This window comes from Sorangium sp. So ce295 (assembly GCF_051527405.1).
Classification (GTDB): domain Bacteria; phylum Myxococcota_A; class Polyangia; order Polyangiales; family Polyangiaceae; genus Sorangium; species Sorangium cellulosum_B.
Genome location: NZ_CP150324.1, coordinates 8902659 through 8921594, shown reverse-complemented (window position 1 = coordinate 8921594; position 18936 = coordinate 8902659). Strand labels below are relative to the sequence as shown.

The 18936-nt window shown below is 72.7% G+C and carries 16 protein-coding genes; 10 read left to right on the top strand and 6 right to left on the bottom strand.

Translation table 11 applies throughout. The features are described 5' to 3' along the window. Nucleotides 1–36 precede the first annotated feature (36 nt). Nucleotides 37–873 carry a helix-turn-helix domain-containing protein gene (locus WMF11_RS33755; RefSeq protein WP_437973652.1) on the top strand — a complete coding sequence of 279 codons (837 nt, stop codon included), beginning with the start codon at nucleotides 37–39 and terminating at the stop codon, nucleotides 871–873. Between the two features lie 99 nt (nucleotides 874–972). Then, on the top strand, nucleotides 973–1467 hold the full coding sequence (locus WMF11_RS33750; RefSeq protein ID WP_437973651.1) for a VOC family protein: 495 nt from the start codon (nucleotides 973–975) through the stop codon (nucleotides 1465–1467). Nucleotides 1468–1537: 70 nt separating this feature from the next. On the opposite strand, the gene WMF11_RS33745 is transcribed toward WMF11_RS33750, so the two are convergent. Continuing rightward, nucleotides 1538–2080 carry a response regulator gene (locus WMF11_RS33745; RefSeq protein WP_437911047.1) on the bottom strand — a complete coding sequence of 181 codons (543 nt, stop codon included), beginning with the start codon at nucleotides 2078–2080 and terminating at the stop codon, nucleotides 1538–1540. Nucleotides 2081–3314: 1234 nt separating this feature from the next. On the opposite strand from WMF11_RS33745, the gene WMF11_RS33740 reads away from it, so the two are divergent. The 3 genes from WMF11_RS33740 (at nucleotide 3315) to WMF11_RS33730 (ending at nucleotide 5315) form a co-directional block, all read left to right on the top strand. Further along, complete coding sequence (locus WMF11_RS33740; RefSeq protein WP_437973650.1) at nucleotides 3315–4238, top strand: undecaprenyl-diphosphate phosphatase; 924 nt, start codon at nucleotides 3315–3317, stop codon at nucleotides 4236–4238. 357 nt (nucleotides 4239–4595) lie between these two features. Then, the gene (locus WMF11_RS33735) at nucleotides 4596–5021 is read left to right on the top strand and encodes an RNA recognition motif domain-containing protein (RefSeq protein ID WP_437973649.1); all 426 of its coding nucleotides are present in this window, start codon (nucleotides 4596–4598) and stop codon (nucleotides 5019–5021) included. Between the two features lie 108 nt (nucleotides 5022–5129). Next, nucleotides 5130–5315, top strand: coding sequence for a hypothetical protein (locus WMF11_RS33730; protein WP_437293905.1), 186 nt, complete (start codon nucleotides 5130–5132; stop codon nucleotides 5313–5315). 74 nt (nucleotides 5316–5389) lie between these two features. Here the strand turns inward: WMF11_RS33730 and WMF11_RS33725 are convergent, their stop codons facing one another. Then, nucleotides 5390–5791, bottom strand: a complete 402-nt coding sequence (locus tag WMF11_RS33725; RefSeq protein ID WP_437543124.1) for a hypothetical protein — start codon at nucleotides 5789–5791, stop codon at nucleotides 5390–5392. 337 nt (nucleotides 5792–6128) lie between these two features. On the opposite strand from WMF11_RS33725, the gene WMF11_RS33720 reads away from it, so the two are divergent. The 4 genes from WMF11_RS33720 to WMF11_RS33705 all read left to right on the top strand — a co-directional run bounded on the left by WMF11_RS33720 (nucleotide 6129) and on the right by WMF11_RS33705 (nucleotide 12345). Next, nucleotides 6129–7202, top strand: coding sequence for a DUF72 domain-containing protein (locus WMF11_RS33720; RefSeq protein ID WP_437973648.1), 1074 nt, complete (start codon nucleotides 6129–6131; stop codon nucleotides 7200–7202). Nucleotides 7203–7379: 177 nt separating this feature from the next. Continuing rightward, complete coding sequence (locus tag WMF11_RS33715) at nucleotides 7380–10589, top strand: hypothetical protein (protein ID WP_437973647.1); 3210 nt, start codon at nucleotides 7380–7382, stop codon at nucleotides 10587–10589. A gap of 69 nt (nucleotides 10590–10658) precedes the next feature. After that, nucleotides 10659–11762, top strand: a complete 1104-nt coding sequence (locus WMF11_RS33710; RefSeq protein WP_437523066.1) for a deoxyhypusine synthase family protein — start codon at nucleotides 10659–10661, stop codon at nucleotides 11760–11762. Between the two features lie 25 nt (nucleotides 11763–11787). Continuing rightward, nucleotides 11788–12345, top strand: coding sequence for a hypothetical protein (locus tag WMF11_RS33705; protein ID WP_437973646.1), 558 nt, complete (start codon nucleotides 11788–11790; stop codon nucleotides 12343–12345). Here the strand turns inward: WMF11_RS33705 and WMF11_RS33700 are convergent. From WMF11_RS33700 to WMF11_RS33685, 4 genes are read right to left on the bottom strand one after another with little or no spacing between them, the layout of a single operon-like run. Continuing rightward, nucleotides 12320–13489: a homogentisate 1,2-dioxygenase gene (locus tag WMF11_RS33700; protein ID WP_437973645.1), complete on the bottom strand. Its 1170-nt coding sequence runs from the start codon at nucleotides 13487–13489 to the stop codon at nucleotides 12320–12322. The genes WMF11_RS33705 and WMF11_RS33700 overlap by 26 nt on opposite strands. Then, nucleotides 13489–14637, bottom strand: coding sequence for a 4-hydroxyphenylpyruvate dioxygenase family protein (locus tag WMF11_RS33695; protein WP_437903343.1), 1149 nt, complete (start codon nucleotides 14635–14637; stop codon nucleotides 13489–13491). The genes WMF11_RS33700 and WMF11_RS33695 overlap by 1 nt, the downstream gene beginning before the upstream one ends. A gap of 38 nt (nucleotides 14638–14675) precedes the next feature. Continuing rightward, entirely contained in the window at nucleotides 14676–15341 is a 666-nt protein-coding gene (gene maiA, locus WMF11_RS33690; RefSeq protein ID WP_437973644.1) for a maleylacetoacetate isomerase, read from the bottom strand. Continuing rightward, entirely contained in the window at nucleotides 15338–16315 is a 978-nt protein-coding gene (locus WMF11_RS33685; RefSeq protein WP_437973643.1) for a fumarylacetoacetate hydrolase family protein, read from the bottom strand. Before WMF11_RS33685 ends, maiA begins: the two co-directional genes overlap by 4 nt. Before the next feature lie 136 nt (nucleotides 16316–16451). On the opposite strand from WMF11_RS33685, the gene WMF11_RS33680 reads away from it, so the two are divergent. Then, nucleotides 16452–18917, top strand: a complete 2466-nt coding sequence (locus tag WMF11_RS33680) for a substrate-binding domain-containing protein (protein WP_437973642.1) — start codon at nucleotides 16452–16454, stop codon at nucleotides 18915–18917. Nucleotides 18918–18936: the final 19 nt, after the last annotated feature.

Genomic DNA, 18936 nt, shown 5'->3' with positions numbered 1-18936 from the left:
TCTGCCCATGGCATGCTGCCTCTCCCGGGCCGTCCCATGCGCTTCGTTACCTACACCCCGCCTCCCCCGCTCGGCCGCTTCGTCCGCCTGCTCTGGTACTACGCCGCCCCCGAGCTGCCGGACCTGCTCGAGCGCGTGCTCCCCAGCGGCGCCATGAGCCTCCTCATCAACCTCGCCGAGGACGAGCTGCGCTGGTACGACAGCGCTGCCGACGGCGGCGCCGCCCGTTGCCACCGCCTCTCCGGCATCGCCGTGTGCGGCGCCCACGCCGAGCACTTCGCGATCGACACGGCGGAGCAGCGCGCGATCGTGGGCGCGGAGCTCTCCCCGGGCGGCGCGGCCCCGTTCTTCGGCCCGGACGCCGCGGCGCTCGGCGGCGCCCACGTCTCGCTCGACGCGCTGTGGGGGCGCGAGGCCGCCCTCGTCCGCGAGCGCGTGCTCGAGGCGAAGACCCCCGAGGAGAGGCTCCGCGCGCTCGAGTCCGCCCTCGCGTCGCGGCTCCTCCGCCCGCGCGCGTCGCTCGAGCGCGATCCCTCGGTCGACTTCGCGCTCGCCGCGTTCGCGGACCCGTCCCGCGCGTGGACCGTGGCTGACGTGACAGGGCAGCTCGGGATGAGCTCGAAGCGGTTCATCCGGAGCTTCACCGAGCGGGTCGGCCTCACCCCGAAGCGTTATTGCCGTGTGCAGCGCTTCCAGCAGGCGGTCTCCGCGATCGAGCGCGGCGAGCGCGTCTCCTGGGCGGGCGTCGCGGCCGCGTGTGGCTATTACGACCAGGCGCACTTCATCCACGACTTCCGCGCGTTCGCCGGCCTCACGCCCACCGAGTACGTGACCAGGCGCCGCGAGCGGAACCATGTCCCGCTCGACGGCTGACCACCGGCGATGGCTGAGCCGGCGCTGTCGGCTCGAACGGATCGGCAGGCCGGCATGTTTTTACAATACCCGCTCCGGCCGCGTGGGCATCCTTCGCTCATGACCCAGAGACCCCACCCGATCGCCCCGCCCCCGTACCACGCCGTCGTGCCGCACCTCGTCGTCGCCGGCGCGCCCGACGCCATCGCGTTCTACAAGAAGGTGTTCGGCGCGACCGAGAAGCTGCGCCTCGCCGACCCGAAGCTCGGCGGCGCCATCGTCTGCGCCGAGCTCGTGATCGGCGACTCCATCGTCAGCATCGCCGACGAGGCCCCCCAGTGGAACGCGCGCGGCCCGAAGGCGCTCGGCGGCTCACCGATCGTCCTCACGCTGAACGTGGAGGACCCCGACGCGGTCGCCGCGCGCGCCGTCGAGGCGGGGGCCAAGATCATCTACCCGATCGCGGACCAGTTCTACGGCCGGCGAGAGGGCAGGATCGAGGACCCGTTCGGGCACCAGTGGATCCTGTCGGCCGTCATCGAGGACGTCTCGGTCGAGGAGATGCAGGTGCGCATGGCGAGGTGGTGGGAGGAGCAGGGCCCGAGCGGCGCCTGACCCGCGCCGCGACGGCCGCGCCGCCGCCCCGCCGCGCCGCCGCCCGCGACGCGGCGGCGCGGCCGCAGGCTCACCGGGCCCATCGCTTCCGGGCGCGGAGCGCGGACGCGGCGGCCCTCGCCGGCTCCGGCTCGTGCGGCAGATCGTGCGGGGTGGCGCCGCACGTCACGCAGGCCTCCAGCCTCGTGGATCTCGGCGCGTGCGACGACTCCGGCGCCATCCCGGCGTCGGGCCAGCCGCACGACACGAGCTCGCTCCCGGCGTCCGTCGGCGTGAGCGAGTCCGCCATCGAGTGGACCGAGCGCTTCATCTCGGTGAGGCGCGCCAGCTGAAGGACGAGCGCCGTGAGCCGGGCCGGATTGAACGGCTTGAGCAGGACGTGGTGATACACGGCCTCCTTCGAGCGCGTGTACTCCTCGGCGCCGGTGATGAGGAGACAGCTCGTGTACACGGGCATGTTCGCCACCCTCCGGAGCAGCTCGTCCCCTTTCATCCCAGGCATCACCACGTCGGAGCAGACCAGGTGAAACTCCCTGATTTCGAGCAATGCGAGCGCCTGCTCAGCCGACGTACATTCCACGACGTCGACGTCCCCGGAGAGGACTGCAGAAATGGACCTCAGGGCCCTTTCGTCGTCGTCGACGACGAGGACGCAATACTTTCGTCGGGAAGACGAGATCGTGGCGTCCCTGTGCTGACCCTGCGAAGAGGTGCGATGGGCTCTTACGATCGATGACACAGTGCTGCCTCCCTGCGACGATCGCGGGCCCGCATCTCCTGCCGCTGTGCCGCGGAAGTGCGCGAGCGCGCTTGCGTGGTGTCGATGGCCTGCACGGCGGCACCCCCCGGCGCCGACGGCCTCTTCCATCGAGGTGTACACGACGATGTTTCTTCGAGTCAACCGCGCAACATGCTCTCTCGACAGGCCAGCACGAAGATCCCGAGTTCCGTTCGACCTGCTTGGATGGTGTCGTGCAGGCACTTGGGACGTCGAGGTGCAACGCGAACGGCCCAGTTCAGTGCGGCTGCGGGCGCGCGCCTCGGGTCACGATCGCGATGCACGGCGGAAACAACTGCAACTTGTTCGAACCTTCACATGGCTGTTGTGTGAGCTTCGGTACTTGCGATGCCCTTCTTCTCTTCTGCGCACGGCCGGCACTTACGAGCTGATCGGGGCTTCCCTGTTCCTGTCGGGACTTCCCCTGTCCCAGCTGCCATGTTCGTGTGGATCTGGCGATTTCGTGCTTTGCAGCTTGCGTCGGTCCGTGCGAGCGCCCGCGTCGGGCCGCCGGGCGAACTGCGGCAGCGACGGGCAGGTGCCTCCAACGCTACTGTTGAGCCCGCCGAGCGCGGGCTCGTGAGACGGCTCCTGCGCGAGGAGGGTGAGGGCCGCGGCGATTAACGCTGTGCTGGCGCCTTCCCGCTCCTTGGCCCAGGGGAGCGCCGACTACGACCCTTTCTCCCGCGCCCTCCACGCGCGGCCGCGAACACCGCGGCGGCGCGTGGCTCCGGGACGCGCGGGTCTTCGCGCTTTGCGCGGCCATCGCCGGCGAGATCGTCTCCGCGCGGGCGACGCGCGCCTCGCGGTCGAGCGTGCCCCCGCACGCGGTCGAGCGTGCCCCCGCACGCGGTCGAGCGTGCCCCCGCGGACAGCGCCCTGGCGCCGGCGCCGAGCGCCCGCGTGGCTGGCGGCGCGGCGCTCGGAGGGCCCAGCCTCCACGGGATCTCGCGCCGCCGGCCGTCGCGCTCCGTCGCGCCGCCGCGGCCGCGCCGTGATCCCGCCACGCAGCCCGATCCCGTGCGCGCTCTCGCGCACCTCTGGCCCGCGTGAGGGTAGACTCGGCGCAATGTTCTGGTTCGATGCCGTCCTGCTCGGGGTCCTCGAGGGTCTGACCGAGTTCCTTCCCGTCTCGTCCACCGGTCATCTCATCCTGCTCGGCGCGTGGCTCGGTCACCAGAGCGAGGCGGCGAAGACCCTCGATATCGTGATCCAGCTCGGCGCGGTGCTCGCCGTCGTCGTCTATTTCCGCGAGCGCCTCTCGACCACCATGCGCGGCATGGTCCGGCGGGATCCGGACAGCCTCCGCCTCGCGCTCGCCCTCGCGTTCGCGTTTCTCCCGGCCGCCGTGGTCGGCCTGCTCTTCCACAAGGCCATCAAGGCGCACCTGTTCGGCCCGGGGCCCGTCGCGGCCGCGCTCATCGTCGGCGGCTTCCTCATGATCGGCGTCGAGTCGGTCCGCCGCCGCCGGCCGGATCAGGGCGCTCCGCGCGTCGAGGACGTCACGCTCCAGCGCGCGCTCGCGATCGGCTTCGCGCAGTGCTTCTCGCTCTGGCCCGGCGCGTCGCGCTCGATGACCACCATCGTCGGCGGCCAGCTCTCCGGCCTCAGCACCGCCGCGGCCGCCGAGTTCTCGTTCCTCCTCGCCATCCCCACGCTCGGCGCCGCGACCGTCTTCGATCTCGTCAAGAACGGCCGCGCCTTGCTCGACGCCCCCGGCGGGATCGTGGCGCTCGTGGTCGGGCTCGCCGTCTCGTTCGCCGTCGCCCTGCTCGTGATCGCGGTCTTCCTGCGTTACCTGAAGCGTTATGGCCTCGCGCCGTTCGGCTGGTACCGCGTCGCGCTCGGCGCCGTCGTCCTCTGGCTCTGGATCGCGAGCCGCTCCGCCCCCGCCGAGGCCGGCGCCGCTTCGGCCTCACCCGTGCCGCGGGGGGACGTCGCGGCCGCAGTAGACGGCCTCGCCCGTACCGGCGATCGCCCGAGCCGCCCGTGAGCGCACAGCCAGCTGGCGCGGCGAGGCGAGCAGGAGGCCGCGTGGAGCTGGCGCGCCCGCGCGAGGCGCGCGGTGGCGACGCGCGGTGGCCTCGACCACGGACGGTCCGCTTGCGAACGACGGCGCATCGGGCTAGGATGCTTCTCCTCACGAACGTCCCTGGCCCTCGATACGACGCTTTCCTGTTTCCCTCTCGTGAGGGAGCCTGCAGCTCGCTCGGACGACTGGACGACGCACCGTGTGACCGCGCGGGAGTTCCGCGCGGCACGTCTCCGTTCGATCCGTACGGCTTCGTCGGATGGCAGGCCGAGAGCGCCGCAGTGGCGCACCAGAAAGCCGTAAAAAAAGCAGGATGGCATGGGAAATCGTCTCTACGTAGGAAACCTTTCGTTCAGCACCACCCGCGAGACCCTCGAGTCCGCGTTCGCAGCAGCCGGCGAGGTCCGTGAGATCGCGATGCCGACCGACCGCGAGACGGGGCAGCCGCGCGGCTTCGCGTTCGTGACCATGGGCTCGGCCCAGGCCGCGAACAGCGCGATCTCGCAGCTGAACGGCGCGGTCCTCGATGGCCGCGCGCTCAAGGTCAACGAAGCGCAGGAGCGCCCGGCGCGCGGCTTCGGTGGCGGCGGCGGTGGCGGCTTCGGCGGCGGCGGTGGTGGTGGCGGCTTCGGTGGCGGCGGTGGCGGCTTCGGTGGCGGCGGCTACGGCGGCGGTGGCGGTGGCGGTGGCCGCGGCGGTCGCGGCGGCTCCGGCGGCCGCGGCGGTCGCGGCGACCGGTACTGATCACGGGCGCGGCGCGGCGCCGCTCGTGCGCCGCGCCTGCGCCTTCAGGACGCACCGCGAGGTGCTGAAGAACGCGCCGCCCGGAGGCGCTGAAAGGCCTGGCTCCCTATGCAGCAGAAACAGGCAGCAATGAAGCGGCAAAAAGAACGCGCTCGGCAGGAGAAGCAGCGCGAGAAAGACGCGAACCGTCTCGCGCGCCGCAAGGAAAAGGGCCCCGGCGACGGCGGGGCACCGGGGGAGGATCCGGACATCGCAGGGATCGTCCCGGGGCCACAGCCTCCCATCACCGAGTGAGCGCGAGCCGAGGCGCGGACAGCGCCCCGGCCGCCGCTCGCGGCGTACGCCGTCCCGGGCGATAAGCGCCCGCCCTACGCCTCGGGGCCACGGTACGTGGCCGTGGCGACGTAGCGGAGGACCCGGGAGCAGCACTCGGCACCACAGCTCCCTCGACAGGCGCATTCCCCCTCGAACCGCGCCGTGCGCGAAGCGAGGCCGCTCAGGATCTCCTGCGTCACGTCGTAGCCGCCGTTGTCGCAGGAAGAGTACGAGCACGGCATTTCGAACAGCGCATGCGCATGCTCGACAACGACGCGACGGATGTACTGCGTGTCATTCGTGGACGAATTGGGCCGGCTCTCTCGAATTTCCAGGTTCAGGCTCGTGAGCTGCGGCACCTTTTGAAGGAGCTTGCCGGCCGCATGCTCCCGCTTCTCGCGGAGCAGCATGCGCTCCTCCCGCTCGATATTCCGGCGACGATTCGCTGAGTACATCGATCACCTCTGTCCTGCCGGGCAGGAATATATCAATCCCCCTGGCCCCTATTGAGTATAGCGCAGGCGACCGGTCGGCGCATGCACAATCTGGGCTCTCCACGCTGTCGGCGCTCTGCATTCGCGGCTTCAACCACGGAGAAAGAGCGTGACGGAAGACCGCCTGGATCAGGATCTGGCAATCCGGGAGCTCGTCGAGCGAGCGGGAGCGTACGCGCACGACCAGCGCATGCGCACGACTGGAGAGAGGACCTTCGTGAGATGCAATGAGCACCTGCCGCCGTATCTCCGGGCGCGCGGTTCCATCGCCGGAAAGAGGCCTTAGGTTGCTCCCGATATGCACGAAGAAGCCCTGCGCGACCCGCCGCGGTCGCCTTCAGAGGAGGCTCCACTCCAGCAGGAGCAGCGGCTCGCGCGCGCCGCGGCGCTCGCGGCGTGCGCGCCTGTGCCCGCCCGCTACGGCAACGCCCTCGCCGGGACCGCCGGGTGGACGGACCCGACCCTGGTGAAGAGCCATCGATTCTACCCGAAGGGCGTGTCGAGCCCGGCACAACGGCTGAAGTTCTACGCCTCCCAGTTCCCCGTGGTCGAGGTCAACTCGAGCTATTACGCCCTCCCGGGTCCGGGGATGGTGGCGCAGTGGGTCGAGCGGACTCCGCCTGATTTCGTGTTCAACATGAAGGCGTTCGCGCCGCTCACCCAGCACCCCGTGGAGCCCGCCCGCCTCCCCCCGGACGTCCAGGGCGCGCTGCCAGCCTCGCTCTTCGACCGGCGGCGCCTCTACCCGGCAGACCTGCCGGCCGAGGTCAGAGACGCGCTCTGGGAGCGCTTCCGGCTGGCGCTCGATCCGCTGCGCCAGGCGGGAAAGCTGGGGTATGTGCTCTTCCAGTTCCCTCCGTGGTTCACGGCGACGCGCGGCAACGTGCGTGTGATCGAGGATTGCCGGAGGCGCATGGACGGGCTCCCGTTCGCCGTCGAGCTCCGGCACGGGTCATGGGGCATGCCCGGACGCATCGAGCGCGTCGCGGACCTCCTCCGAGACCTCGGCGCATTCTACGTCATCGTCGATGAGCCGCAGGGCAAGGACAACAGCATGCCTCCCACCGCCCTCGTCGCCGATCCTCGCCTCGCCGTGGTGCGCTTCCACGGCCGGCGCGAGGAGACCTGGGACGCGCCCGTCGGCGTGAACGAGAAGTTCAGGTACGTCTACGACCCTGTGGAGCTCGCTCCCTGGGCGGAGACCGTCGCGCGGCTCTCCCAGGAGGCAGAGCAGGTCCATGCGATCTTCAACAACTGCGTGTCCGACCATGCCGTGGTCGGCGCCAGGGGGCTCATGGCCCTGCTCGCCCGCAGGGCAGCCGCGCTGGCAGACGAGACCGCTCCGGCCCCGGCAGGCTCGGCCGTCCACTGAGCCTCGCTGTCGCGGTCGCTGCGTCCCTGTCGCGGGCGCTGCCTCCGTGTGCCGCTGCGGCCTCCGTGTACCGCCATGGACACCGCACCTCTGGCGGGCGCACGCCGGCCGCACGGCGTTGCCTGCGGCCCGTCACGGCGCCGCTGCGGCCTGCGAATCACGGTAGTCTCGGCCCTGATGATGCAGTCCAGAGCGGCGGGCGCTCCCCGCCTCGCAGCGCCACCGCGCAGGTCGCGGCGCGCGGCCGCGCTCCTCGCTGCGCTCGCGCTCGCCCGCTGCGGCGGCGCGCCGCCCCGACCCGCGCCGCAAGAGCGCGGCGCGCCCGCGGCGGCGCGCCCCCCGCCGCCCGCGCCCGTGCCCGCCCGCTGGGTCGACGCGAGCGGGGCGACCGCGATCGGGCCCCGGGTCGCCGGCGGCACGCTCGCGCTCGTCGGCGGCCAGCGCGTCCTCGTCGGGGCCGACGGCGCGGCACGGCCGGAGAGCGCGGCGTGCCCCGAGCCCCTGATCGAGCTCGTGCTGGTTCCGTCCGCGACCGGCCCGCGGCTCGTCGGGCGCGGAGTCCACGGTGTCTACCGGTTCGATGACCCGCTCGGCGCGCCCGCGGTCCTCGCCCGGTCCGAGGCGGACCTCCAGCGCATCGGCGGCGGGCCCGCCGTCGTCGCCGTCTGGGACGCCATCGCCGACTCCCCGATCTTCCTCGACATCGAGACGGGACAGCCGCGCACGCTGCCGGGCTTGCCCGCCCTTCCGCTGCGCGCCCTCGCGTTCCGCGACGCGCGGCACGGCACCGGGCTCTTCGAGGCGGCAGGGCTCGCGGTCACGGCCGACGGCGGCGCGTCGTGGCGCCCCGTCGCGCCGGCGCCGGGCGGCGACGGAGAGGGCGCCGACCCCGCCGCGCTGCTCCGCGTCGCCGACGTCCGTCTGCGCGACGGCGAGCTGGTCGCCGTGACGCAGGGCGGGGCCTCGTCGTCGGGGCAGCGCGAGGCGCGGATCCTGGTCGCCGAGGCGCGGCTCGGGCCCGCGCCCGCGCGCGCGCCCGCCGACGACGCGCCCGAGCCCGGCCCAGGCGCGCCCCTGCTCCGGTGGATCCGCGCGACGGGGCGCCACCCGCTCGAGGCGGCGATCTCGAGCGGCGCGGTGTGGACGTCCGCCGCGATCACGGCGAGCCACGGCGTCCTCGCCCGCGTGGATCTCACCACCGGCGCGCTCCACGAGGTCGCCCCCTTCGGACGCGGCGACTGGCTGAACGTCTGCGGCGTCGGCCGCGCGGGGCGAGCGGCGTGGGTGGCCTGCGCGCTCGGCGAGGGCGGGACGGACGGCCGCCATGATCCGTTCGGCGTGCTCCAGGTCAAGCCCGACCGCCCTCTCCGCAGCGAGCCCCCCGTCCTCGTGCGGAGCGGCGAGGCCGAGCTCCGCGTGTCCCCGAGCGGCGGCGCCCTGCTGCTCGCGCCGTGCGACGCGGAGGACGAGGGCAGCGTGTGCGTGCGGCAGCCGAGCGGCCGGTGGAGCACGGTCCGCCCGGGCACGGACGTCCGCTGGCGCGGCGCCGGCGCGCTCGCCGACGGCCGGATCGCGATCCTGCGCGGGCTCTGGGACAGCGACGTCGCGCCCCGCGACGAGCCCGCGCCGCGCGGCGACGGCCGCGAGGGGGCCTCGTCCGGCGCCCATGTCGCGGTGATCGACGCTGGCGGCAGGGAGGCTCCGCTGCTCCCGCTCGGCTGGCTGCGGGGCGACGACGTCAACGTGATCAGCCCGATCGAGGAGGGGCAGGACGGCGCGCTGTCGTTCGTTGTGGCCGACGAGGCCGGAGAGCTCACCGCCGTTGTCCTTTCCCCCGGCGGCGAGGCCTCGCGGGCTCGCCTCGCCGGGGCCGCGCACGCCGTGGTCCACGCCGGCCGCGGGATCGCCGTCGGGGAAGGGAAGGTGCTCGCGTCGGATGACGCCGGCCGCACGTGGTCGCCCATCGAGGTCCCACCCCAGGCAGCGGCGGAGATCGCCCAGAGTGGCGACCTGCTCGCCGAGCCCGGGATGCTGGCCGTGAACGAGGCCGGCCTGAGGATCTCGACCCACCTCCGCGTCGGCTGGGGGCCGCCGCTGCCCGCGCAGGGAGCGCCGTCCGGCGGTCCCGCGCTCGGGGCCGCGCCGCTCCTGCCGCTCCGCCCGCCGCCGGCCCCTGCGCTGCCGGAGCGCGCGCTCGCCTGCACGACACAGCCGGGGCCGCCGCTCTCGCCGGCGGGCGTGCCGCCGCCGCGCAGCACCCAGGAGGCGCTCGCGCTGCTCGCCCGCGACGTGAAGCCCGGACCGGACGGCCAGCGGCGCGTCTCGTCGGTGAGCGACAGGCGCTGGGGCCAGCTCTCCACCGTCGCCGCGCTCGAGGTGCGCTCGCCCGACGGCGCCGCTGCCAGAGGCGCCGGCGCCGATCCCCAGGCGCGCGGCGCCTCCGCTGCGCCGCGGGCGACGTGGACGCTGCGCTGGCTCGACCCGACCGAGCTCCAGGCCAGGGTCCGCTCGTGGACGGGCCCGGCGCCCGAGGGCGTCGGCCGGGACGCGATCCTCGCGCGTTTCGCGGCGTCCGGCGGCCGGATCCTGTTCGGCGTGCGCGCCTCGGGCCGCGACGTGCTGATCCAGGTGAGGCCGGGCCGCGGCGCCGAGGTCGCCGAGGTGCCGCTGGAGCTGATGCCCGAGGCGCAGGTCGCCTTCAGCGAGGCGCCGGATGGCCCCGTCGCGTGGCTCCGCGGGGCGTCGCTCGTCGCGTGGTCCTCCGGCGAGGCCCCGCGGCCGATCGCCTCGCTCGCGAACCTCGGCGAGCCCGCGCTGGGGCAGCCGACGAGCGCCGGCGTGCCGCTCTTGCTCAGCTTCCACGGCCTGACGCTCGGCCGGACGGTGCCGATCCCGCCTGCCGCGACGACGGCGCAAGGTGCGACAGCGAAGGCCCCGCCGCTCTTGCCGCTCGACGGCTGGGAGATCGTCCCGAATGTCCGCACCGAGCTCACCCGCATGCCGGCGTGCGCCGCGCGCCCGCCCGGCGCGCGCTTCCTGCTCGATCGCTCGAGCGCGTTCGCGACGATCGATGGCCGCCGCGCGCCCGCGAGCACGGCTGTCTATGACGTACGAGTGTCAGGTCGTGACGTTTGCGTGGCGAAGATCGCCGCGCTGATGGATCTGGAGCGGCGGACCGACGGCCAGCCCAGCGCTGGCCCGCTCGCGTTCGTTCGCGCCGATCTCGCGGCCCGGCGCGCCGAAGGCGGCGATCGCGGGATCGGCCAAGGCGCCGCGAAGCTCGGCGGAATCGGCGGAACGGAGGGCACGGCAGCGGGCAGAGCAGCGGGCGGACCCGCGGACAGACCCGCGCGCCGCCTCGCGTGCTCGCTGCCCGTCCGGCCCTGAGCTTGCCCCTCTCGCGGGGAGCTTCGCGCTCGACGGCCCACCCCCCGCGCGGGTATATGTTCGCGCCCTATGTCCTCTCCGAAGCACCCTCGTTCCTCGCACCGCCAGCTCGGCGACGGCGTCGAAGATCAGCTCGTCCCGCTCGCCGCGCTCGACCCGCTGAAGATTGACTCGTTCGACGATCTGCTCCGCGCGATGAGCAGGACCGCGTTCAGCGGCCGCGCGCTCGGCGAGGCGTGCGACGTGCTCGAGGCGATGGTGCGCGACGAGGACTGCCTCGTCGTGGCGACGTTCTCCGGCGCGATGACGGTCGCCAAGATGGGCGTCGTCATCGTCAGGATGATCGAGGCCGGCATGATCGACTGCATCATCAGCACGGGGGCGCTCATGGCGCACGGGCTGAGCGAGGCGGTCGGCCTGACCCATTACAAGGCGAACCCGGGCATCTCCGACGAGACGTACTTCGAGAAGGGGTACAACCGCGTCTACGACACGCTCGAGATGGAGAAGAACCTCAACGCGATCGAGGTCTTCGTCCGGAAGGAGCTCGACAAGCTGGACCCCGGCTCTCCCTGGTCGAGCGAGATCATCTGCCGCCAGCTCGGCAAGGCGCTGGCGGACATGGGCGACTCGCCGGGCGTGCTCCGGAGCGCGTACCTCCGCGACGTGCCCGTCTATGTGCCGGCCTTCACCGACAGCGAGATGGGCCTCGACGTGGCGACGTGGATGCTGCGCAAGGTGAAGGCGCAGCACGGCGACAAGCCGGGCTTCGACGTGTGGCGCGAGGCCGTGCCGCCGCCGTACAACCCGTTCCTCGATCTGCTGAGCTACGCCCGCCTCGTCCGCAAGAAGAAGCGCCTCGGCATCTTCACCATCGGCGGCGGCGTGCCGCGCAACTGGGCCCAGCAGGTCGCGCCGTTCTACGACATCGTCGGCGATCGCCTGGACATCGAGGTCGATCACCCGCGGTTCCAGTACGGCGTCCGCATCTGCCCCGAGCCCGTTCACTGGGGCGGCCTGTCCGGCTGCACGTACTCCGAGGGCGTGAGCTGGGGGAAGTTCACCCCGCCGCAGGAGGGCGGGCGCTTCGCCGAGGTGTACGCGGACGCCACGGTCGCGTGGCCGCTCCTCGTGCGCGCGCTGCTCGAGCGGCTCGGCAAGATGCCGAAATGAAATAAAGTAGGGCGAGGAGGTCACTGTGCTCGCCCCCAAGCGCCGCTCGCCGCGCACCCACTGGGTGCTCCTCTCCCTGGCCGCCGCCGGCGGCGCGCTCGTGTCCGCTGGCTGCCCCTCGCCCGAGGAGCGCGCCTGCGACCTCATCTGCGACTGCTCCGGCTGCAGCGAGGCGAGGTACCTCGAGTGCGTCGACAAGGCGGAGACCGCGCGGGCGGCCGCGGTGAAGGCGAGCTGCACCGGCTCCTTCGACGCCTACGTGACGTGCGTCGAGGAGGAGCTCGAATGCAAGGACGAGAAGTACCTGTTCGACAGCTGCGACGGCCAGCGAGATAGCCTCCGTGGCTGCGGCATCTCCATCTTCCGCACCGTCTGCGAGGACGCCAACGACGTCTTCATGGCGTGCGGGCTGGGATTCCCGTTCTCGACCAACCCCGACGACTGCGTCGGGTCGATCGTGTGCAACGCCCGCTGCATCCTCGGCATGTCCTGCGATGGGCTGAACGGGATCAATTTCGAGGAGTCGCAGCGCTTCAACGAGTGCACGACCACCTGCTTCAGCACGCCCCAGGGCCCGCGATGAAGCTGTCCTGGTAGCCTGGGTCCTCCACCGCGAGCGCGGCCGCGGTGGCCGAGAGCGGGCGGATCGTGTCGAGCATGACCGCGAGCTCGCTCGTCTCGCGCGCCCCGAGGCTCGCCTCGTACGCGCCCGGGTGCGGCCCGTGCGGGACGCCGGCCGGATGGTGCGAGATGCTGCCGGGGCCGACGCCGCGGCGCGAGGTGAAGTTGCCGCGGCAGTAGAACAGGAGCTCGTCGCAATCGACCGACGCGTGGGGGTACGGGCAGGGGATCGCCTCCGGATGGAAGTCGGTCGGGCGCGGCACGAAGCTGCAGACGAGGGCGCCCCGCGCAGCGAACGTCCCGTGCCAGTCCGGAGGCAGGTGGACGAGCCCGACGCGCGCCTGAAAGCGCTGGATCGGGAACGCGAACGGGTACACCGCCCCGTCCCAGCCGACGACGTCGAGCGGCGAGCGCTCGAGGGCGAAGCCGTGGAAGGCGCCGCCGCGCTTCACGACGAGCGCGCGGATGCCCTCGTCGAGGGGGCCGACGAACGTGGGCCGCCGGAAATCACGGTGCGAGTACGGCGCGTCCATGCGCAGCTGGCCGACCTCGTTGCGCCACTTGTACGGGAGGTGGATGTCCGCGGCCTCGATCGAGAGCCACCGCTGGGGCGCGGCGTCCGGGAGGAAGCGGTAGAAGAGCCCCTTCGGGATGACGACGTAGTCGTCCTGCTCGAAGCGGAGATCGCCGAGCATCGTGCGCACGACGCCGCCCCCGTGGAAGATGAAGAACAGCTCGTCGGCGTCCGCGTTCGCGAAGTACACAGGATCGGCCGCGTCCGGCTGGACGAGCCCGATCACCACGTCGTCGTTGAAGAGCAGCGGCACGCGGCAGTCGACGGCGGGCCCGCCCCGCCGCGGCAGGTCCTGCGACCGGTAGTGCCGCTTCGCCAGCGGGCGCGCCGGCGCGGCGACCGGCAGCGTGAAGCCGTGCGCGGCCTCCGCGAGCCGGTGCTCGTGCGGCCGGCGCTCGTGGTAGGCGATCGTGTAGGGACCGTCGAAGCCCGCCCGCGTCAGGCACTCCTCGTAGCGGAGATCCCCCGCCTCGCTCCGGAGGGCGATGTGGTGCTTGGGCGGGACGATCCCGGCGACGACGCGATCGAGCATCAGCCGTGCCCCGCCTTCTGCTGCCGCTCGATGCTCTCGAACAGCGCCCGGAAGTTGCCGGCGCCGAAGCCGCGATCCCCCTTGCGCTGGATGAGCTCGAAGAAGAACGGCCCGGCGTCGGGATCGCGGTGCGTGCCCGACGACTCCTTAAGGAAGATCTGGAGGAGGTACGATCTCGCGCCGTCGCCGTCGACGAGCACCTCGAGCTCGCGCAGCGCCGCCACGTCCTCGTCGATCTGCCCGATGCCGAGCCGCTGCAGGCGCTCGGGCAGCATGTCGTAGTAGGCGGCCGGGGTCGGCATGAACTCCACGCCCCGACCGCGCATCGCGCGCACGGCGGCGAGGATATCCTCCACGGCGAGCGCCACGTGCTGCACGCCGTCGCCGCGGTGCTCCTCGTTGAAGACGTTGATCTGCGAGCTCTTGAAGTGCGGCCGGTAGGGCTCGTTGTTCGCGAACTTCACGCCCGAGGCCGGGTCCCACATCACGGCCGAGCGCAGGCCCGAGCCGTGGCCCGTGTCCTTCGCGACGTCGTTCGTGTGGAACGCGATCTGCCAGAACGGCTCGAGCCCGAGCACGTGCTCCATCCAGAGCAGGGCGGGCGCCATCGTCTGGAAGTTCGAGGTGACATGATCGAACCGGGTGATCCCGAAGCGGTTCTCGCCGCCGCGCGGCGCGTCGTAGGCCACGCAGCCGGGGAACAGCGCGGGGTAGCCGCGCCGCTCCACGAAGCGGAAGGTGGTGTCGCCGAACGGCGTCGTGATCGAGAACGAGGCGAAGGTGCCGCCTGCCTCCGTCACCCGGTGGATCTCGTCGATCGGCGTGCCCCCGCGGCCGTCGAGCAGCCGGAAGGCGCGGTCGATGTCCTCCACCTCGAAGATGACCGTGCCCACCCCGTCGGGGTGCTTGCGTAGGTAGCGCCACGCCCGCCCGCCCTCGCCGATCGGCTGCGAGCAGACGACGACGCACTCGCCGGCCTGGAAGACGACCGAGCGCTGCGCCGCCGCCGCGGTGAGCTCCGGCGAGCTCGCGGCGATCTCCTGGAAATCGAGCTTCTCCGTGTAGAACCTGCGGCTCCGCTCCAGGTCGCGCACGTAGTAGTGCAGCGCCTCCACCCGCTTGATGCCGATCGACTCCACCTTGGCCATCCGGGTCCTCCGTCGTGAGGGGGTAACGCAGGGGCGAGCTAGGCGACCGCGTCGACCTGGCGGTCGGCGTGAGCGGCCTGGAACGCGGGCAGCTCCATGCACGCGGCCTCGATGCGCGTGAGGGTCGAGAGCGGCGCGAGGTCGACCTCGTAGCGCCGCGCGTTGTAGAGCTGGGGCACGAGGAACACGTCCGCCACGGTGACCTCGTCGCCGACGCAGAAGCGCCCGGAGAGCTCGCTCGCCGCCGCCTGGAACGCGGCGAGGCCCGAGGCGATGAAGCGCCGGCCGAAGGCCCTCTCGTCGCCGCCGAGCTCGTCCTTCACGTACTTCAGCGTGGCGGTGTTCTGCATCGGCTGCGTGCCGGAGTTGATCATCTCCACGAGCTGCCGCGCCTTGGCCCGCAGGTACGGATCCGCGGGCAGGAGCGGCGGCGCGGGGAAGAGGTCCTCGAGCAGCTCGACGATGGCCACCGACTGGGACACACGCCGGACGGCGCCGCCCTGCTCGAACTCGAGCAGGGGCACCTGCGCCATCGGGTTCTTGGCCCGGTACTCGTCACGGAGCTGCTCGCCGCCGTCCCGGACGAGGCTCACCGGCCGGTACGCGTGCTCGATGCCCTTGTGGGCCAGCGCGATGCGCACGCGCCAGCTGCACGAGCTGCGCCAGTAGCCGTAGAGCGCGAGCCCCTTCACGGCGGCGCTCATCTGGCCACCACCCGCTGCGCGATGCGCCCGAACAGGCTCTCTCCCGCGCGATTCAGCATCTCGATCATGATCGTGTCTCCTGGCTTCATGAACGGCGTCCTGGCCGCCCCGTCCGAGAGGATCTCGAGCATGCGCCGCTCGGCGAGGCAAGACACGCCGCGCGCCGGGTCCTCGTTGGAGACCGTGCCGCTGCCGAGGAGCGTCCCCGCCGTGAAGCTGCGGGTCCTGGCGATGTGCTCGATGAGCTCGAAGAACGAGAAGTGCATCTCCGGGCCGGCCTCGGGATCGCCGATGAGCGCGCCGTTGTAGGTCGAGCGGAGCCGCAGGTGGACGCGCCCGTCGCGGAGCGCGTCGCCGAGCTCGTCGGGCGTGATCGCGAACGGCGAGAACGCTGTGGCGGGCTTGGAGCAGAAGAACCCGAACCCCTTCGCGAGCTCGGCGGGCACGAGGTTGCGCAGCGTCACGTCGTTGGCCAGCAGGAAGAGGCGGATGTGCCGGTGGGCCTCTTCACGGCGCGTTCCCTGCGGGGTGTCGCCGAGGACGGCGCAGACCTCGGCCTCGAAATCGAGGCCCCAGGCCTCGTCGCGCAGGACGATGTCGTCGGTCGGGCCGAGGAGGACGCCGGAGCCGCCCTGGTACACGAGCGGATCGGTCGTCAGCGTCTCGGGGGGCTCGGCGCCGCGCGCCTTGCGCACGAGCATGATGTGGTGGATGTACGCCGAGCCGTCGATCCACTCGTAGGCGCGCGGAAGCGGCGCAGCGAGCTCTTCCGCGACCAGCGGCGTCACGGCCGCCTCGCCGAACTCGACGTCGGCCGCGATGCGCCGGAGCGCCGGCTCGGCGCGCTCCCAGTCGTCGAGCGCGGCCTGGAGCGTGGGGAAGGCCTCGCCTGCAGGCGCGTAGGCGAGGCCGTCGCGGCGGACGACGACGAGCGTGCCGTCGCGGCCGGGGCCGCGGAGAGAGGCGAGCTTCATGCGGGTGCGAGCTCCTCGTGGTCCTACGGTGGTCCCATCGTCTCTGCTTGACAAGCACGAGCCCGCTCACGCCTGCTACGGGATGCGCCCGCACGCGCGCTGCGCAGCGAGCGAGCGAGCGGCTGAACGGATCTGCATGACCACCGGACTGGACGTTTTCTCGACTCTCCACGACCTTGTGCGGCGAGCCATGGAGGGCCTCCCGGGCGCGCGGCGCGGGAGCCTGCTGATACGCACCGGCCGGCGCCTCTCGTACAGGGCGCTCGTCGGGCTCGACGGCCTCCTGCCGGGCCGGGTGAACATGCCGTCCGACGGCGGGGCGCTCAGCGCGTCGGCTCCGTTCGGCCCCGCCGCGGCGCCCGAGGCGGCGCACGGCCCGTGCCTCGTCCCCGCGACCGCGTGGTACCGGGCGCACCTGCCCGAGCTCGCGGAAGCGCCTGGCTGGCTGTCCGACGGCGTCCACGTCCACGTCATCGCGGTGCCCATGTTCGGCGCGCCGGGCGCCTACCTCGCCCTGGAGCAGCCGGACGCGGCGCCGCTCTCGGGCCCGCGCCGCGCGCTCGTGGAGTCGGTCGCGGCGAGCGTGGGCGCCGCGCTCGAGCGGCGCGGCCTCTTCGAGGAGAAGGCGCAGAGCGCCCAGGAGCTGCGCCTGCTCGAGGACGTGCTGAGCTCCGTCGCCGAGTCGGTCGATCCCCTCGAGCTCATCGAGACGCTCGCGGACGGGATCCGGAGCGTTCAGACCGGCCCGCGCTGGAGCGCGATCGACCTCGCCGTCCTGGAGGATGCCGGGGGCGAGGGGCGCGTCGCCGACGGGTGGCGCGGATCGTACGACGCGAGCCGCGCGCCAGGCCAGCCGATGATCCGCGTCTACAAGGCTCCCCGCCGGCCGCTGACCGCGTACTGGAACAACCTGCGGGACGGCGCGCTGGCGGCGGGGCGCGATCTCCGGGTCGGGGTCGAGTTCAGGAGCGTCATGTCCGCCGGCGCCGCGGCTCAGGAGGCGCTCCTCGAGGAAGGGATCCGCCGGCGGGTGGGCGGGATCGCGATCGCGCCCATCGACCCCGTGGCGCTCGAGCCGGCCATCGGCCGCGCGATGGCGGCGGGCATCCCGGTCATCACGATCGACACGCCGGCCGCCCCGGGCAGCCGGTCGTTGCTCTACGTCGGGACCGACAACCGGGCCGCCGGGAGGATCGCAGGCGAGGCGATGCTGCGGTTCTTGCCGCAGGGAGGCGAGATCACCATCCAGGCGGAGTCCTTCGCCGTGCCGAACGCCCACGGGCGCATCGAGGGGTTCCGCGAGGCGATCGCCGGCTCGGCGATCCGCGTGGGCTCGCTCTCGGAGAACCAGTTCGACGTGGAGCGCGCGATCGCGCTCGCCGTCGACGTGGTGCGTTCGAACCCCGGCCTCGCCGGTGCCCTCGGGGTGTGCAGCGAGAACGGCCCCAGCCTGGGGCAGGCGTCGATGAAGCTCGGGCGGTCCGGCGATCTCAAGGTGGTCGCCTTCGATCTCGTCACCGCCACGGTCGCGATGCTCCAGGACGGCGTGATCCACGCGGCGGTGGTGCAGCGCGAGTACGACATGGGGTACCGCGGCGTGCAGGCGCTCTACGAGATGGCCACGCGGGGCGTCGCGGAGGCCCTCGCGGACCTGCCGGCGTCGCGCTCCATCGACACGGGGGTCGACCTCGTGACCCTCGAGCGGACGCCCTTCTCGAGCGCCCTCTCGGATCACCTCGCGTCGAGCTCCGCCCGCAGGATCGCGAACCGCAGGCTGGGCGCGGGGCGTCACGAGCGCCCGCTGAATTTCCTGGTGATCGGCATGGCCCAGCGCGAGAGCCTCGTCGACGACGAGCGCGCGCCCGTCGCGGACGACTCGCTGGTGGGCCAGGTGATGCGCTCGTGCAGCTCGCTCGTCGTCGACACCGCGTCGGGCGAGCACCAGCGCTTCGGCGACGTCGCCGAGGCGCGCCGGCGCGGCGCGCGCACGCTGGTCGGCGTGCCGTTGCTCTCGCGGGAGGCGGTCCTCGGGGTCCTCGTCCTGGCCAGCCCGCAGCCGGACGCGTGCTCGACGACCGACCTGGCGCTCATCGAGCGCGTGGCCGCGGTGGCCGCCGTCGTGATCGAGAACGCGCGGCTCCTGTCGCGGATCAAGGAGCGGACGAGGGCGCTCGAGTCGCTGAGCAGCCGCCAGGAGGCGCTCCTCGAGACGATCGCCGCGATGTCGAGCCCGGTGGTGCCGATCGCGCGCGGCGTCCTCGTCATGCCGATCGTGGGCGCGCTGGACACGCACCGCTCCGGCCGCTTCATCGAGGCGATGCTGAAGGAGATCTCCGAGCACCAGGCGCGCGTCGTGATCATCGACGTCACCGGCATGGCGGTGGTCGACGCGAGCGCGGCGAACCACCTCGCGCAGGCGGCGCGCGCCGCCGGGCTGCTCGGGGCCGAGGTGGTGCTCGTCGGGATCGCGCCCGAGGCCGCGCGGCTCATGGTGGAGCAGGGGCTCGATCTCGGGGCGATCGTCACCCGCTCCACGCTGGAGCTCGGGTTCTCGTACGCGCTCGGCAAGACGGGCGGGCGGGTCGTCCACGGGCGCCGCTGAGCCGCGGGCGCGGCCGTCG

Bases quoted from the DNA above. Each gene is read 5' to 3' on its own strand.
- WMF11_RS33725 (WP_437543124.1), bottom strand. From the start codon at position 5,791: ATGTACTCAGCGAATCGTCGCCGGAATATCGAGCGGGAGGAGCGCATG.
- WMF11_RS33755 (WP_437973652.1), top strand. From the start codon at position 37: ATGCGCTTCGTTACCTACACCCCGCCTCCCCCGCTCGGCCGCTTCGTC.
- WMF11_RS33750 (WP_437973651.1), top strand. From the start codon at position 973: ATGACCCAGAGACCCCACCCGATCGCCCCGCCCCCGTACCACGCCGTC.
- WMF11_RS33700 (WP_437973645.1), bottom strand. From the start codon at position 13,489: ATGCTCGATCGCGTCGTCGCCGGGATCGTCCCGCCCAAGCACCACATC.
- WMF11_RS33720 (WP_437973648.1), top strand. From the start codon at position 6,129: ATGCACGAAGAAGCCCTGCGCGACCCGCCGCGGTCGCCTTCAGAGGAG.
- WMF11_RS33730 (WP_437293905.1), top strand. From the start codon at position 5,130: ATGCAGCAGAAACAGGCAGCAATGAAGCGGCAAAAAGAACGCGCTCGG.
- WMF11_RS33735 (WP_437973649.1), top strand. From the start codon at position 4,596: ATGGGAAATCGTCTCTACGTAGGAAACCTTTCGTTCAGCACCACCCGC.
- WMF11_RS33710 (WP_437523066.1), top strand. From the start codon at position 10,659: ATGTCCTCTCCGAAGCACCCTCGTTCCTCGCACCGCCAGCTCGGCGAC.
- WMF11_RS33685 (WP_437973643.1), bottom strand. From the start codon at position 16,315: ATGAAGCTCGCCTCTCTCCGCGGCCCCGGCCGCGACGGCACGCTCGTC.
- maiA (WP_437973644.1), bottom strand. From the start codon at position 15,341: ATGAGCGCCGCCGTGAAGGGGCTCGCGCTCTACGGCTACTGGCGCAGC.
- WMF11_RS33680 (WP_437973642.1), top strand. From the start codon at position 16,452: ATGACCACCGGACTGGACGTTTTCTCGACTCTCCACGACCTTGTGCGG.
- WMF11_RS33695 (WP_437903343.1), bottom strand. From the start codon at position 14,637: ATGGCCAAGGTGGAGTCGATCGGCATCAAGCGGGTGGAGGCGCTGCAC.
- WMF11_RS33715 (WP_437973647.1), top strand. From the start codon at position 7,380: ATGATGCAGTCCAGAGCGGCGGGCGCTCCCCGCCTCGCAGCGCCACCG.
- WMF11_RS33740 (WP_437973650.1), top strand. From the start codon at position 3,315: ATGTTCTGGTTCGATGCCGTCCTGCTCGGGGTCCTCGAGGGTCTGACC.